General features: G+C 68.0%; 11 protein-coding genes and 2 riboswitches. Of the genes, 9 read left to right on the forward strand and 2 right to left on the reverse strand.

What is annotated here, in order from left to right:
• Positions 1-12: 12 nt before the first annotated feature.
• The 7 genes from ACR81A_RS04930 (at position 13) to ACR81A_RS04960 (ending at position 10734) form a co-directional block, all read left to right on the forward strand.
• Positions 13-1563 (forward strand): amino acid permease, encoded by a 1551-nt coding sequence (locus ACR81A_RS04930; RefSeq protein ID WP_440312861.1) that lies wholly within the window; start codon positions 13-15, stop codon positions 1561-1563.
• A gap of 229 nt (positions 1564-1792) precedes the next feature.
• A riboswitch (glycine riboswitch) is annotated at positions 1793-1896 on the forward strand.
• Positions 1897-2002, forward strand: a riboswitch (glycine riboswitch).
• A gap of 45 nt (positions 2003-2047) precedes the next feature.
• Positions 2048-4897 (forward strand): aminomethyl-transferring glycine dehydrogenase, encoded by a 2850-nt coding sequence (gene gcvP / locus ACR81A_RS04935; RefSeq protein ID WP_440312862.1) that lies wholly within the window; start codon positions 2048-2050, stop codon positions 4895-4897.
• Between the two features lie 14 nt (positions 4898-4911).
• The gene (gcvT, locus tag ACR81A_RS04940; RefSeq protein ID WP_440312863.1) at positions 4912-6027 is read left to right on the forward strand and encodes a glycine cleavage system aminomethyltransferase GcvT; all 1116 of its coding nucleotides are present in this window, start codon (positions 4912-4914) and stop codon (positions 6025-6027) included.
• Positions 6028-6098: 71 nt separating this feature from the next.
• A complete protein-coding gene (gcvH, locus tag ACR81A_RS04945) occupies positions 6099-6476 on the forward strand; it encodes a glycine cleavage system protein GcvH (RefSeq protein WP_440312864.1) in 378 nt (125 codons plus the stop codon).
• Positions 6473-7795 carry a serine hydroxymethyltransferase gene (gene glyA, locus ACR81A_RS04950; RefSeq protein ID WP_440312865.1) on the forward strand — a complete coding sequence of 441 codons (1323 nt, stop codon included), beginning with the start codon at positions 6473-6475 and terminating at the stop codon, positions 7793-7795. Before gcvH ends, glyA begins: the two co-directional genes overlap by 4 nt.
• A gap of 77 nt (positions 7796-7872) precedes the next feature.
• Positions 7873-9315, forward strand: coding sequence for an L-serine ammonia-lyase (locus ACR81A_RS04955; RefSeq protein ID WP_440312866.1), 1443 nt, complete (start codon positions 7873-7875; stop codon positions 9313-9315).
• Between the two features lie 27 nt (positions 9316-9342).
• Positions 9343-10734 carry an MFS transporter gene (locus ACR81A_RS04960; protein WP_440312867.1) on the forward strand — a complete coding sequence of 464 codons (1392 nt, stop codon included), beginning with the start codon at positions 9343-9345 and terminating at the stop codon, positions 10732-10734.
• Here the strand turns inward: ACR81A_RS04960 and ACR81A_RS04965 are convergent.
• Together ACR81A_RS04965 and ACR81A_RS04970 are read right to left on the reverse strand one after the other, a co-directional pair.
• Positions 10731-12146: an MBL fold metallo-hydrolase gene (locus ACR81A_RS04965; protein WP_440312868.1), complete on the reverse strand. Its 1416-nt coding sequence runs from the start codon at positions 12144-12146 to the stop codon at positions 10731-10733. The genes ACR81A_RS04960 and ACR81A_RS04965 overlap by 4 nt on opposite strands.
• A 66-nt stretch (positions 12147-12212) precedes the next feature.
• On the reverse strand, positions 12213-12398 hold the full coding sequence (locus ACR81A_RS04970; RefSeq protein WP_440312869.1) for a hypothetical protein: 186 nt from the start codon (positions 12396-12398) through the stop codon (positions 12213-12215).
• 112 nt (positions 12399-12510) lie between these two features.
• Between ACR81A_RS04970 and ACR81A_RS04975 the strand changes: the two genes are divergently transcribed.
• Together ACR81A_RS04975 and ACR81A_RS04980 are read left to right on the forward strand one after the other, a co-directional pair.
• Positions 12511-12822: a metal-sensitive transcriptional regulator gene (locus ACR81A_RS04975; protein ID WP_440312870.1), complete on the forward strand. Its 312-nt coding sequence runs from the start codon at positions 12511-12513 to the stop codon at positions 12820-12822.
• The gene (locus ACR81A_RS04980; protein ID WP_440312871.1) at positions 12819-13304 is read left to right on the forward strand and encodes a GNAT family N-acetyltransferase; all 486 of its coding nucleotides are present in this window, start codon (positions 12819-12821) and stop codon (positions 13302-13304) included. The genes ACR81A_RS04975 and ACR81A_RS04980 overlap by 4 nt, the downstream gene beginning before the upstream one ends.
• Positions 13305-13322: the final 18 nt, after the last annotated feature.

Below are 13322 nucleotides of genomic sequence, written 5' to 3' on the forward strand. Positions count from 1 at the left end.
AAAGGGGTCATGATGGCCAAAGACACGCTCAAGGTCTCGGGGGTTACTTACACCACCGCCGAGTCCGGCTATTTCGAGAAACGACAACTGAAACGATCCGCCGGGATCTGGGGGCTCTGGGGGCTCGCGGTCGGCGCAGTGATCTCGGGCAATTTCTCGGGGTGGAACTTCGGGATCGAGGCCGCAGGATTCGGTGGCATGATGATCGCCTTCGCGATCCTCGTTGTCATGTACTACGGCCTCGTGTTCTCCATTGGCGAGATGGCCGCAGCGATGCCGCACACCGGTGGTGCCTACTCCTTCGGTCGGGCTGCCATGGGCCCGTGGGGTGGGTTCGTGACCGGCCTTGCGGAGTCGATCGAGTATGTTGCGACCACCGCGGTGATCGTCTACTTCTCGGCGGGCTACGCGAACGGTGTCACGGAGGGCCTGATGGGCTTCTCACTGCCGACCTGGGTGTGGTGGATCATTCTCTATGTCGCGTTCGTGGGGCTGAACACCGCTGGCGCTTCGATCTCGCTGAAGTTCGCGGTCATCGTCTCGTTCGTCTCGATCGGCGTGCTCGTCCTCTTCGGAGCGATGGCGCTCTTGAGCGGATCCGTCGACTGGGGCAGCCTCTTCAATATCGAGCCGGATCCCGGACAGACGGCCTTCCTGCCGCACGGCGTGCTGCCGATTCTCTTCGCGCTGCCATTCGCGATGTGGCTGTTCCTCGGCATTGAGGAGCTGCCACTTGCAGCCGAGGAGTCGCACAACCCCGTTCGTGATATCCCGCGTGCCGGCCTCTGGGCACGTGGCACCCTGATCGTCACGGGTCTCCTCGTGCTCTTCCTGAACACCGCGGTGCTCGGCGCGGAGGCGACCGGAACCGCGGGTGAGCCGCTGCTCGACGGCTTCCGTGCGATCCTCGGCGAAGACCTCGCGTGGGTTGCCGGCCTACTCGCACTGTTTGCGCTCTTCGGCCTGCTGGCCTCGCTGCAGGGCATCATGTTTGCATACGGGCGCAACCTCTACTCCCTGTCTCGGGCCGGGTACTACCCGAAGTTCCTGTCGCTCACCGGTAAGCGCCAGACGCCCTGGGTGGCGCTCATCGCGGGTGCGCTCATCGGTTTCACCGCACTCATTGTGGTCGACCTCACGGGTGGCGACGGCGGCGTGGGTGGCGCGGTGGTGCTCAACATCGCCGTCTGGGGTGCGGTGGTTGCGTACTTCATGCAGATGCTGTCGTTCCTCATCCTGCGCAAGAAGTTCCCGAACGCGAAGCGGCCGTATCGGAGCCCCTGGGGCCTCTTCGGAGCGGCCGCCGCCGCGGTCATCTCGGCGCTGATCTTCTTGGGCTTCCTGCTCAACGAGACGTTCCGTCCCGCGATCGTTGCGGTCGCGATTGTGTACGCCATCGGACTCATCATCTTCGGCGTGTACACCCGCCACCGGCTGATTCTGTCGCCCGAGGAGGAGTACGCCGTCTCGGGTGGCCTGCACGGCGACCCGCAGGCGGAGGGCTACGGCGGCGAGGTCGAAGAGGAACTGCTCGCGCTCGACGGCAGGGACGCCGACAAGTAGTCGCGCCTCAGGCGGGCCTGCCGATCTCGGCCGTCCGCCACTCGCGCCCCGCACGCCGGGGGAGGTTCCCGGCAGAGGGCAGTCTTCTCACGTGGGAAGGCTGCCCTCGGGGTGGCACACTCCCCTCGGGGTGGCGCGCAATCGTTCCCAAATCGCGCAGCTTCGCGACACGCTCCCGCACGGGGCGCGCGGGCTGCTATGGTGAGACCCAGTTACGAATATCGGCCAACAAGCTGTAGCGGGAGAGTCCGGGTGGCGCGAAAGTGCGAGCCCGGCGCCGTAGGAGCAAACCCTCCCCGGGAATCTCTCAGGCACCCGTACCGCTGCAGCGCGGCAACTCTGGAAAGTAGTCGGTCCTTCCGGCTCACCGACGGTGCAAGGGCGCCCGATCTCGATCGGAGTGCCTGAATCTCTCAGGTTCCGTAACAGAGCGGGGAGGATCCATCCGGTGCGTTTCGGCGTACACCCATCTACGGAGATCCTCTTGAGCATTAGTTCGCAACCCACTGTTTTCGCAGATCGTCACATCGGCGTCACCACGCCCGCCGACATCTCCGCGATGCTCGACACGCTTGGCTACTCGAGCGTTGACGCGCTCGTCGACACGGCAGTCCCCTCCGACATTCGCATGTCTGGCACGCTCGACCTTCCCGCGGCACGCAGCGAGGAGGAGATCCTCGCCGATCTGCGCGCGCTCGCCGCAAAGAACGTGCTGAAGACGCAGATGATCGGGCAGGGATTCGCGGACACGTACACTCCGCCCGTGATTCGCCGCAACGTGCTCGAGAGCCCCGCCTGGTACACGGCGTACACCCCGTACCAGCCGGAGATCTCGCAGGGCCGCCTCGAGGCGCTGCTCAACTTCCAGACCATGGTGGCGGACCTCACCGGCCTCGCCGTGGCGAACGCCTCGATGCTCGACGAGTCGTCTTCCGCCGCCGAGGCCGTGCTCCTCATGCGCCGCGCGGGGAAGGCTCCCGCCAGCGCGCGCGTGGTAGTTGACCAGAACGTGTTCCCGCAGACGATCGCCGTGATTGAGGGCCGGGCAGAGGCGCTCGACTTCGAGGTTGAGGTGGCAGATCTGACCGCGGGGCTCCCCGAGGGCGAGATCTTCGGCATCGTGCTGCAGCAGCCCGGCAATGATGGATCAGTGCGGGATCAGTCCGAGCTGATCGCGGCCGCACACGAGCGCGGCGCGATGGTCACGGTGATCGCTGACCTGCTCTCGCTCACGCTCATCACCTCGCCGGGTGAGCAGGGCGCCGACGTTGCGGTGGGCAACACCCAGCGCTTCGGTGTGCCGCTCTTCTTCGGTGGACCGCACGCCGCGTATCTCGCAATTCGCGCCGGTCTCGAGCGCTCGCTGCCTGGCCGCCTCGTAGGCGTCTCCAAGGATTCGGCCGGCGATCCCGCATACCGCCTGACGCTTCAGACCCGCGAGCAGCACATCCGCCGGGAGAAGGCGACGAGCAACATCTGCACCGCCCAGGCACTCCTCGCGATCACCGCCTCGATGTACGCCGTCTACCACGGCCCCACCGGTCTGCGTGCGATCGCCGAGCGCGCACACGCACACGCCCGCACGATCGCGCAGTCGCTTGCCGCCGCCGGGATCCCGCTCGCCGCTGAGTCGTTCTTCGACACGGTCGTGGCGAGCGTGCCGGGCCGCGCTGATGAGATCATCGCTCGCGCCTGCGAAGCGGGGATCAACCTCCGCCGCCTCGACGCCGACACGGTGGGCATCTCGACCTCCGAGACGACCACGCCCGAGCACGTCGTCGCGGTTGCCGAGGCATTCGGTGCGACGCCCGCAGCGGCGGTCGCCCCCGGTGAGCTCGGCTTCGTCGCCGAACTGAACCGCACGAGCGACTACCTCACGCACCCGATCTTCAACACGATGCGCTCCGAGACGCAGATGCTGCGCTACCTCCGCCGCCTCGCCGACCGCGACCTTGCGCTCGACCGCACCATGATCCCGCTCGGATCTTGCACGATGAAGCTCAACTCGACCGCTGAGATGGAGTCGATCTCCTGGCCTGAATTCGCGGGCATCCACCCGTACGTGCCGGAGGATCAGAGCCGCGGCTGGCGTGAACTTATCGCCGATCTTGAGCGACGCCTCGTCGAGATCACAGGCTACTCCGGGATCTCGCTGCAGCCGAACTCGGGCGCGCAGGGCGAGTACGCGGGCCTCCTCGCGATCCGCGGGTACCACCGCGCGAACGGCGACACGCAGCGCACCGTCTGCCTCATTCCCGCGTCGGCTCACGGCACGAACGCAGCATCGGCAGTGCTCGCTGGCATGCGCGTCATTGTGATTAAGAACACCGACACCGGTGCGATCGACCTCGACGACCTGCGCGCGAAGGTCGAGGCGAACCGCGACGAGCTCGCGGCGATCATGATCACGTACCCCTCGACCTATGGCCTGTACGACGCCGACGTCCGCGAGGTGTGTGAGCTTGTGCACGAGGCGGGTGGCCAGGTGTACATCGACGGCGCGAACATGAACGCGCTCGTGGGGCTCGCACAGCCCGGCAAGTTTGGCGGCGACGTGTCGCACCTGAACTTGCACAAGACGTTCGCGATCCCGCACGGCGGTGGCGGCCCCGGCGTTGGCCCGATTGGTGTCGCCGAGCACCTGCTGCCCTACGTGCCGAGCGACCCCACCGGCACCTACTCGGTGAGTGACGGCGTCCCGGTCGTTGCGACGCTCTTCGGCTCAGCGGGCGTGCTGCCGATCTCGTTCGCGTACATCGCGATGATGGGCGCCGACGGGCTCACCCGGGCGACGAAGACCGCGCTGCTCAGCGCAAACTACATCGCGGCTCGGCTCACCGAGTACTTCCCCGTGCTCTTCACGGGCGAGGCCGGGCTCGTTGCCCACGAGTGCATTCTTGACCTCCGCGAACTCACCGCGCAGTCGGGCGTGACAGCCGAGGATGTGGCGAAACGTCTCATCGACTTTGGTTTCCACGCCCCGACCCTCGCGTTCCCAGTTGCGGGCACGCTGATGGTGGAGCCCACGGAGTCGGAGGATCTCGATGAGATCGAGCGCTTCATCGAGGCGATGATCACGATTCGCGCGGAGATCGCGGAGATCATCGACGGCGCGGTTGAGCTCGAGGCGTCCGTGCTGCGCAACGCCCCGCACACCGCGCGCGTGGTCGCAGGCGATGCGTGGGATCGCGCGTACAGCCGCGAGCAGGCCGCGTACGCGGTGCCCGCGCTGCGGCACGACAAGTACTTCCCGCCGGTGGGCCGGATCGACGGCGCCTTCGGCGACCGCAACCTGGTCTGCTCCTGCCCGGCACCCGAAGCGTTCGAGAACTAGACGAGGAGCACCCGATGACGAGCACGCCCCGACACACCACCCTGCATCCAGAGCACGCCGAATTGGGCGCATCGTTCACCGACTTTGGCGGCTGGGACATGCCGCTGAAGTACGGTTCCGAGCTCGCCGAACACCGCGCAGTGCGCGAGGCGGCCGGCCTCTTCGACCTCTCCCACATGGGTGAGATTCGCGTGAGCGGCCCCGACGCGGCAGCGTTTCTCAACACGGCGCTGGTGGGTAACCTCGCGGTCGTCGCCGTAGGCCGCGCGAAGTACTCGCTGATCTGCGACGCAGACGGCGGGATCATCGACGACCTGATCACCTACCGGCTCGGCGACGAGGAGTTCCTCGTGGTGCCGAACGCCGGAAATGCGCCGACCGTCGCAGCAGAGTTCGCGGCGCGCGCCGCGGGCTTCGACGTGACGATCGTCGACGAGTCTGCCGACACGAGCCTGGTCGCAGTGCAGGGTCCCGCCTCCGTGGCGATCCTGCACCAGCTGGTGCCTGCCGAGCAGCACAGCGTTGTGAGCGATATGAAGTACTACTCGGCCGCGCCAGTGACGGTTGCCGGGCTCGAGGTGCTACTCGCTCGTACGGGCTACACCGGTGAGGACGGCTTTGAACTCTACATGCCGAACGCCTCGGCGGCAGAGCTCTGGCGTGGGCTGCTCGGAGCGGGCGAGGGCCACGGCCTGATCCCCGCTGGGCTTGCCGCGCGCGACTCGCTGCGCCTCGAAGCGGGCATGCCGCTCTACGGCAACGAACTCAGCCGCGACATCACGCCGTTCGAGGCCGGGCTTGGCCCCGTCGTCTCGTTCAAGAAGGACGAGCAGTTCGTCGGCCGTGCGGCGCTCGAGGCGGGGCGCGAGGCCGCGCCGACTCGCGTGCTCGTCGGTCTCGTCGGAGCAGGGCGTCGCGCAGGACGCGCGGGCTACCCCGTACTCGCGGGGGAGCAGCAGATCGGTGAGGTGACGAGCGGTCAGCCGTCGCCCACGCTCGGCTACCCGATCGCGCTCGCCTCGATCGATCCCGCGTACGCGGAACCCGGCACGGAGTTGAGCGTCGACCTGCGCGGCAAGCCGGAGACATTCACAGTCGTGCAGACTCCGTTTTACCGCCGCGCGCAGTAGCTCCCTCGCGCGGAGTTCCGCGCACTTTTCACACGTCACACAGCATCACCCCAACAGGTAAAGGACACATCATGAGCAAGGTTCAGACCGGACTGCAGTACTCCGCCGAGCACGAGTGGATCACTGACGAGTCGCCCGCGACGATCGGCGTCAGCGAGGTCGCTGCTGACGCCCTCGGCGAGGTCGTCTACGTTGACCTCCCCGCCGTTGGTGCGACCGTCACCGCGGGCGACTCCTGCGGCGAGATCGAGTCGACGAAGTCGGTCTCCGAGATCTACTCGCCCGTCTCCGGCGAGGTCGTCGAGGTCAACCAGGCCGTTATCGACGACCCGGCACTCGTCAACTCGGATCCCTACGGGGCCGCGTGGCTGTTCAAGGTCAACGTGACTGAGTTCGGCCCGCTGCTCAGCGCTGAGCAGTACGCCGCCGACAACGGGGCAGAATTGTGACCCGCTTCACGCCGATTCCCGCGGCGTCGCTCAATACCCCCATCGCCGAGCTCGATCCCGAGGTTGCCGCACGCATCGATGCCGAACTCGCGCGTCAGCGCCGCGGGCTCGAGATGATCGCGTCGGAGAACCACACTGCGGTCGCGGTGATGCAGGCCCAGGGCTCGGTGCTCACGAACAAGTACGCCGAGGGCTACCCGGGGCGCCGCTACTACGGTGGTTGCGAAGAGGTCGACGTCATCGAGACGCTCGCCATCGAGCGCGTGAAGGCACTCTTCGGTGCGGAGTTCGCGAATGTGCAGCCCCACTCGGGTGCGCAGGCGAACGCCGCGGTGATGCACGCGCTGATCCGCCCGGGCGACACGATCCTCGGCCTCAACCTGGCACACGGCGGTCACCTGACGCACGGAATGAAGATCAACTTCTCCGGTCGCCTCTATGATGTCGCCGCGTACGGCGTCGACGAGACGACGCTGCGGGTCGACATGGACGAGGTGGCGCGCCTCGCCCGCGAACACCAGCCTCAGCTGATCATCGCCGGGTGGAGCGCGTACTCGCGCCGCCTGGACTTCGAGCGCTTCCGCGAGATCGCTGACGAAGTGGGGGCCTACCTGATGGTGGACATGGCCCACTTCGCTGGTCTGGTTGCTGCCGGGCTGCACCCGAACCCGGTGCCGCACGCGCACGTGACGACTTCCACGACGCACAAGACCCTCGCCGGGCCGCGCGGCGGGATCATCCTGTCGAACGATCCCGAGATCGCGAAGAAGATCAACTCCGCGGTCTTCCCGGGGCAGCAGGGTGGCCCGTTGGAGCACGTCATCGCGGGCAAGGCGGTCGCGTTTGGCGTCGCCGCGACGCCGGAGTTCGCCGAGCGCCAGCAGCGCACGGTGATGGGCGCGCGCATTCTCGCGGAGCGCCTCGTGCGCGAGGACGTGACCGAGCGCGGCATCAGCGTGCTCACAGGCGGCACTGATGTGCACCTCGTGCTCGTCGATCTGCGCGGCTCGGAGCTCGATGGCCAGGTCGCCGAGGATTTGCTCGCCGAGGTGGAGATCACGGTCAACCGCAACGCGGTGCCGTTCGATCCTCGCCCGCCGATGGTAACGAGCGGCCTGCGCATCGGCACGCCCGCGCTCGCCACGCGTGGCTTCGGTGAAGCCGCGTTTGCTGAGGTCGCCGACATCATTGCGGAGACCCTCATCGCCGGAACCGCCGAGGGTGGGGCCGACCCGGCCGTACTCGCCGCGCTCCGCGCCCGCGTAGACGTGCTCGCGGCCGAGCACCCGCTCTACCCGGACCTCGCTCCGCTCAGCTAGCGGGACGAATCACACACTCCCACCGGGTGCCTGCCCGCACCCGGTGGGAGCCTCACTCACGTATCGCAGGAGGCAACGTGGCCATCAGCGTCTTCGACCTGTTTTCGGTCGGTATCGGGCCCTCGAGCTCGCACACCGTCGGTCCCATGCGGGCCGCTCACCGCTTCGCAGCGCACTTGCGCGAGAGTGGGATCCTCGCAGCCGCCGCCGGACTTCGCGTCGACCTCTACGGTTCGCTCGCCGCCACGGGTCACGGCCACGGCACACTCACGGCCGTGCTGCTGGGCCTCGAAGGTTGCGACCCCGAGACCGTGCTACCTGAGGAGGTTGATGCGGCGCTCGCGCGTATTGAGCGCGACGGCACCGTCCTCCTCGGCGAACGACTCACTCCCGTGCCCGGGAACGCAGCTGGTGCGCCCGCGATTCCTTTCCGGGCGTCGGACATCGTGCTGCGCCCGCTCACCGTGCTGCCCACGCACACGAACGGCATGAAGCTCGGCGTCACCGACGCAGCGGGGGAGCTCTTGCTCGAAGAAACCTACTTCTCAGTGGGCGGCGGCTTCATTGTGCGCGAGGGGGCCGAGGAGCGCGTGCAGGATCAGCTCGAGTCCACGCTCGCTGAACTGCCGTACCCGTTCACGACCGCCGCGGAGCTGCTGCGGTATTCGGAGGAGACCGGCCTCTCGCTCGCGGGCCTCATGCTCGAGAACGAGAAGACGCACCGTAGCGAGTCGGAAGTGCGCGATGCGCTCTGCCACATCTGGGACGTGATGGAGGCCTGCAAGGACTCCGCGCTGCAGCGCACGGGTGTGCTCCCGGGCGGGCTCAACGTGCGCCGACGCGCACCCGAGTGGCACCGCCGGCTCAGCGAGCAGGATCCACATCGCGATCCCGTGTACTGGCAGGAGTGGATCAACCTCGTTGCGCTCGCTGTGAACGAGGAGAACGCGTCGGGCGGCCGCGTGGTCACGGCCCCCACCAACGGCGCTGCCGGCATCATCCCGGCGGTGCTCTTCTACGCCACGCACTACGCACCGGGCGCCGCCGGCTGGACCTCCGAGGAGAAACGTCGCGCCATCGCCGACTTTCTCCTCGCGGCAGGCGCGGTCGGGGTGCTCTACAAAGAGCAGGCCTCAATCTCTGGCGCCGAGGTGGGCTGCCAGGGCGAGGTGGGATCCGCCTCCTCAATGGCGGCGGCCGGCCTCGCGCAGGTGCTCGGCGGCACCCCGCAGCAGGTGGAGAACGCCGCGGAGATCGCGATGGAGCACAACTTAGGCCTCACCTGCGATCCGATCGGCGGGCTCGTGCAGATCCCGTGCATCGAGCGCAACGCGATCGCAGCGTCGAAGGCCGTCAACGCGGCAAAGATGGCGCTGATGGGCGACGGGACTCACCACGTGACGCTTGACGAGGTGATCGCGACCATGCGCGAAACCGGTCGCGACATGAGCGAAAAGTACAAGGAGACCGCAATGGGTGGCCTGGCGGTGAGCGTCTCGGTCGGAGTGGTCGAGTGCTGATCGCCCTCGGCCCTCTACGATGATCCTATGAGTGATCACCGGACGAGCCACGAGCGCTCGCTGTCGCAGCGACTCGACGCGCTGCCCTTCACGAAGAAGCACGCGCGCCTCCTCACCGGATCGGGGCTCGGCTGGGCTCTTGACGCGATGGACGTGGGGCTCATCTCCTTCATCATCGCGGCGCTCACGCAGCACTGGGGGATCACCACGGGCGAGGCGGGGCTCATCGCCTCCATCGGCTTCCTTGGCATGGCGATCGGCGCCAGCCTGGGCGGCCTGCTTGCCGACCGCTTCGGCCGCCGACAGATCTTCGCCATCACGTTGCTCGTCTACGGCGTCGCGACGGGCGCGAGCGCGCTCGTGGGCGGCGTCGCCGCGCTCCTCGTGCTCCGATTCCTGGTCGGTCTCGGGCTTGGCGCAGAGCTGCCGGTTGCCTCGACGTACGTGAGCGAGTTCGCCCCGGCACGGATTCGCGGCCGCCTGATTGTGATCCTCGAGGCGTTCTGGGCGGTGGGCTGGACTGCGGCCGCGATCATCGGCTACTTCGTCGTGCCGGCCTCAGAGAACGGGTGGCGCTGGGCGTTCGCGCTGGGGGCCATTCCCGCGGTATACGCGTTTGCCGTGCGCTGGGGGCTGCCCGAGTCGCCGCGATGGCTCGCGGGCCGCGGGCGCACCGCGGAAGCGGAGCGCATCGTTGCCGACTTCGAGCGTTCGGCGGGTATTGAGCTTGAGTCTTCGAGTGGGGTCGCGCCCAGCGCCGCCGCCGAGGCGCCGGGTGCCGTCTCAGGTCGCACGGATGCGCCGGTCGCAACGTCGGGCGGAAGCCGGCTCGCTGGGCTCTGGTCGCACGAGTTCCGCGGGCGCACACTCGCGATTTGGGCCATTTGGTTCTGTGTCAACTTCGCGTACTACGGGGCGTTCATCTGGATCCCGAGCATTCTTGTTGACGCCGGCTTCAGCCTCGTGCGCTCCTTCGGCTTTACCCTAATCATCACGCTGGCGCAGCTGCCCGGGTACGCGGTTGCCGCGTGGCTCATTGAGAAGTGGGGGCGCCGCCCCACCCTGTCCGTCTTCTTGGTTGGCTCGGCGGTCTCCGCGGTGTTCTTCGGCACCGTGCACACGGAGGCGGCAATTATCGCGTCCGGTATGGCGCTCTCGTTCTTCAACCTGGGGGCGTGGGGTGCGCTCTACGCGGTGACGCCGGAGATCTACCCGACCTCCATGCGGGGCACGGGGGCCGGCTGGGCTGCGGGCGTGGGCCGCATCGCGTCGATCGTGGCGCCGCTGCTCGTGCCGGTGCTCCTCGCGGGTCCCGGCACCGGCTTCACGTTTGCGCTCTTCGCCGCCTTCTTCATCATTGCGGCGGCGGCAACGTGGGGCCTCGTCGACCGGCGCGGCGAGGCCCTCGATGACCGCTAGTTCGTGATCGGGGCCGTGGTGGGCTGCTGCGCTGCCTGCCAGCCCAGATAGCTGCCCTCAAGCTCGACCACGTCGAAGCCCTCCCGGCGCAGCGCGCTCGCGACCACGCTGACCCGCGCGCCGCTACGGCAGTGCGCCACGATAGTGCCATCTTCTGGCAGCTCATCGAGGTGCCACAGCGCTCGGCCCGCTGACAGTTGCACGGCGCCGGGGATGTGCCCCTCGGCGTACTCCGCCCGCCCGCGCACGTCGAGCAGCTGCGCGTGCGGGAAGTCTGCAAGGTCTGCCGGGGTGACGGTCGGGACGGGGGCGAGCGGAAGCCCGTCAAGCGCGGAGATGAACCCCGTGACCGTGTCGATGCCCACCCGCACGAGATGGTCACGGAACTCCGTCGCCTGCGTGGCGTCGCCCGCGAGCACGACCAGTGCGCGCGGCTCGCGCTCCGGGTCGATTGCCCAAGCGCCGTAGCTCGCGGCCTTCGCGAGGCCGGGGATGTTGATGCTGCCGGGGACGGTGCCCGTGCGCACGAGCGCCGCATCGCGAGTGTCGATGAGGATCGCGCGATCCTGATCGAGCTGTTCCTCGAGGGCCCCGGGCGTGAACTCGGTGAGCTCAGCGTCGCTGAGCAGTGCGGGGCCCAGCCGGTTCTCGCGCTTCATGCGCGCAAAGTACGCGTGCGCGTCCGGCTGGCCGCTGAGCAGTTCGGCGACGAAGCCGTCCTCATCGTCTGCTGCGAGATACGGTGCCCACCAGGCGAAGCGGCGCTCGTAGCCCACCGAGGTGCTGGGAACGGCGCCGAGCGCCTTGCCGCACGCGGATCCCGAGCCGTGGCCGGGGAGCACCTGCACATAGTCGGGGAGTGTGAGGAAGCGATCGCGCAGGCTCGCGAACAGTTCGCGTGCGCCGGCGAAGCGTGAATCGGTGGTGGCCTGCACTTCGTCAAGGAGGTCAGGGCGGCCGACGTCGCCGACGAACACGAAGTCGCCGCTCACGAGATAGCCGGGCTCGTCCGCCTGCGCGCCGTCGGTCACGAGGTAGGAGAGGTGCTCCGGCGTGTGGCCCGGGGTGTGCACCGCGGTCACCGTGATCTTGCCGATGCGAATGTCGTCGCCGTCCTTGAGTCGCACCGCGGCATCGAACTCCGGGCCGTACTGCCAATCGGGTCCGCCCTCGTCGGAGACGAACATCTGTGCGCCGGTGCGAGCGGCGACCTCGCGGGTGCCGGAGAGGTAGTCGGCGTGAATGTGGGTTTCGGCAACCGCGGTGATGTGCATGCCGTGCGCGGCGGCGAGCGCGAGTGCCTCTGCGGTGTCGCGCCGCGGGTCGACAAGCAGCGCTTCGCCCGTGGCCTGGCAGCCGATCAGGTAGCTCGCCTGTGCAAGGTCTTCGTCGTACATTCGTTCCAGCAGCATGGGTGGCCTCTCTCGTGTGTGGCGGGTGGGGTGTGGGGCTCTTTCCCCTGGGGTGTGTTGGCGAGGTCAGCGGCCCAGCAGGCGGCCGAGGAAACCAGGGCGCTCAGCCTTTGCCTGTGCGATCTCGGCGGGGGAGTGCTTGCCATCGCACCAGTCGGCGCGGGGCACGCTCGCCTTCACCATTGCGACGTGTTGGCCGCAGCCGGCCCAGGTGGTGCGCTGGCAGGTGGAGCAGGTGGTGGGTCGGCACATCAGGCAGTTCCAATCTGTGAGATATACCCCCGGGGGTATTCCGCGGTGGTGGTGCGATAATACCCCCGGGGGTATAGTGGAAGTCAACTTGACCGCTGAGAGGATCCCCAGAATGACCGAGCTGAGCACCGGAGATGCCGTCCTCGCGCAGGGCAGTCTCCCCGCACACGACCCGGAGTCGAAGCGAAAGGTCGTCAACCGCCTGCGGCGCGCGCACGGACAGCTCGCCGCGGTGATCGACGCCGTGGAACAGGACGCACACTGCCGCGACGTGGTGCAGCAGCTGTCGGCCGTGTCAAAGGCACTCGACCGAGCCGGCTTCCTCGTGATCTCGAGCGCGCTCCGCGACTGTCTCGAGGATCCGGATGCGCCGGGAGCCACGCAGCCCGAGGAGCTCGAGAAGCTCTTCCTCTCGCTCGCGTGAGCTCGCTGAACGCTCCGCTCGTGCGCCGCATGGTGCGCGCGGACTGGACATGGATCCAGGACTGGTTCGCCGACCCGAAGCTCGACGCCGAGCTCGGCCCGCTCGACGAGGAGTGGCTCGCCCACGTGCTCAGCGACGCGGGCGGTGTGGAACTCGTCGTCAGTAACGCGGCCGAGCCGGAGCGGCCGATCGCGCTGATCGGCTGCGTCTGGGAGACCGCGGATCACCCGCACACGGTGTCGGACCTCGCGGTCGACCCTGTGCGTCGCGGGCAGGGCCTGGGCCGCCGCGCGCTCGCCGCAGCGCTCACCTGGGCCGGGCACCCGGGAGGCGAGACCTGGGTCTCATACGTGGACCTGGACAACCCCGAGGCGCACGCGTTCTTCACGGCGCTCGGCTGGGCGAACCGCAGGGTCAGCGACGAGATGATCGAGTTCGCCACGGCCGTGCCGCGCACACGCGCGGTTCCGGGTGCGGAATAGCGGGCGCGCGTTCTCTGT

The organism is Leucobacter chromiireducens (assembly GCF_051993095.1).
GTDB lineage: Bacteria > Actinomycetota > Actinomycetes > Actinomycetales > Microbacteriaceae > Leucobacter > Leucobacter chromiireducens.

Bases quoted from the DNA above. Each gene is read 5' to 3' on its own strand.
- gcvH (WP_440312864.1), top strand. From the start codon at position 6,099: ATGAGCAAGGTTCAGACCGGACTGCAGTACTCCGCCGAGCACGAGTGG.
- gcvT (WP_440312863.1), top strand. From the start codon at position 4,912: ATGACGAGCACGCCCCGACACACCACCCTGCATCCAGAGCACGCCGAA.
- ACR81A_RS04975 (WP_440312870.1), top strand. From the start codon at position 12,511: ATGACCGAGCTGAGCACCGGAGATGCCGTCCTCGCGCAGGGCAGTCTC.
- ACR81A_RS04930 (WP_440312861.1), top strand. From the start codon at position 13: ATGGCCAAAGACACGCTCAAGGTCTCGGGGGTTACTTACACCACCGCC.
- ACR81A_RS04965 (WP_440312868.1), bottom strand. From the start codon at position 12,146: ATGCTGCTGGAACGAATGTACGACGAAGACCTTGCACAGGCGAGCTAC.
- ACR81A_RS04960 (WP_440312867.1), top strand. From the start codon at position 9,343: ATGAGTGATCACCGGACGAGCCACGAGCGCTCGCTGTCGCAGCGACTC.
- ACR81A_RS04970 (WP_440312869.1), bottom strand. From the start codon at position 12,398: ATGTGCCGACCCACCACCTGCTCCACCTGCCAGCGCACCACCTGGGCC.